2 protein-coding genes are annotated in these 1,459 nt (G+C 36.3%); both read right to left on the bottom strand.

The window, feature by feature from the left end:
• Window positions 1–30 precede the first annotated feature (30 nt).
• Complete coding sequence (locus QYB95_RS19020; RefSeq protein WP_301139945.1) at window positions 31–897, bottom strand: IS3 family transposase; 867 nt, start codon at window positions 895–897, stop codon at window positions 31–33.
• Window positions 861–1,406: a helix-turn-helix domain-containing protein gene (locus tag QYB95_RS19015; RefSeq protein ID WP_301139944.1), complete on the bottom strand. Its 546-nt coding sequence runs from the start codon at window positions 1,404–1,406 to the stop codon at window positions 861–863. The genes QYB95_RS19020 and QYB95_RS19015 overlap by 37 nt, the downstream gene beginning before the upstream one ends.
• Window positions 1,407–1,459: the final 53 nt, after the last annotated feature.

Below are 1,459 nucleotides of genomic sequence, written 5' to 3'. Positions count from 1 at the left end.
GGTAGTGACCCCCTAAAGTTAGAGTTTTTATTATGCAGCTAATTGGCTGGTATGAGTTCGGTATTGTACCGGACTCATACCGCCTAATTTTTGTTTAATTCGGTCGTTGTTATAGTAATTGATATATGCTTCGATTTTTTGCTTCAATGCTTGATACGACAGTAATTCTTCTCCATAATACATTTCCTGTTTTAAAATCCCAAAGAAATTTTCCATTGACGCATTGTCTGCACAGGTTGCTTTTCGAGACATGCTTTGAAAGATTTTGTTTTTCTTTAATAATTTCACCCATTGATTATGTTGATATTGCCACCCTTGATCTGAGTGAATCGTTGTGCGATATTCTGCTTCGTCTCCAATAATATTAATTGCTTGATGTAATGGTTCTAAAGCAAAATCTAATGTAGGTCTATTTGATGTGCCGAATGAAATAATTTCTCCGTTATGGAGATCTAGAATCGGGCTTAAATACAACTTTTCATCGCCTGTACATTTAAACTCCGTCACATCTGTTACGAGTTTTTGGAGACGATGAGGTGTACTAAAGCGACGGTTGAGACGGTTTTTAGCGACTGTACCAACTTTACCTTTATACGAATTGTAACGACGAGATTTACGTTTGAATTTATAACACTTCAAATTCAGCTCGCTCATTATTCTTTGCACTTTTTTATGGTTGATGACATATTCTTGCTTTCTTAATTCTAGAAAGATACGGCGATAGCCATATTTTCCTTCATGCTTATGGAAAATTTCATAAATCAACTCTTTCCATACACGGTCAGGATCTTCAATTTTCATTCGATTTACGTGATAATGATATGTCGCTTCTGGGATATCAACTTGCTTCAATACATCTTTTAATCGGAATCCTTCTTCTTTGAGGTCGAATGCCAACGTTGCTTGTGCTTTTCGAGGAAGGCATTCGGGTTCTCCTGGAAAGCTTTTAGCTTTTTTAAATAGGCAATCTCCAGCCGTAGAAGTTCATTCTCACGTGCTAATTGTTCTTCACGAGAGGTTGCTTTAATTTTAGGATTTTTAGACATAGGAGGCCGTCCTTTCGATTTTTCTTCTAGGCCTTCTATACCTTCCTCTAAAAATTTCCGATTCCAGTTCGCGATGATAGATCGGTTATTCAAGTTAAATTCAATCGCTGTATCTTGGTAAGAAGCACCTGTTTGTTTCATAAAGTTTAATACAGTGAGTTTGAATTGAACAGAATAAACTTCCTTCTTTATTTTTTTGTGTATACCCTCTATACCGAAATCTTTGTAAGCACGCACCCAACCTTGTATAACGGAACGGTTAGGAATGTCGTACTTTTGAGCTAACCGCTTAAAACCTAATTTTCCACTTAAATACTCCATTACGATTTTCAATTTAAATTCATCACTATATTTTGCCATACAAAAACACCCCAAAAGTTAGATTTTGACTCTAACTTTTGGGGTGCAGCACC

Source organism: Ureibacillus aquaedulcis, from assembly GCF_030418165.1.
Classification (GTDB): domain Bacteria; phylum Bacillota; class Bacilli; order Bacillales_A; family Planococcaceae; genus Ureibacillus; species Ureibacillus aquaedulcis.
This window is presented reverse-complemented; position numbering and strand designations above follow the sequence as displayed.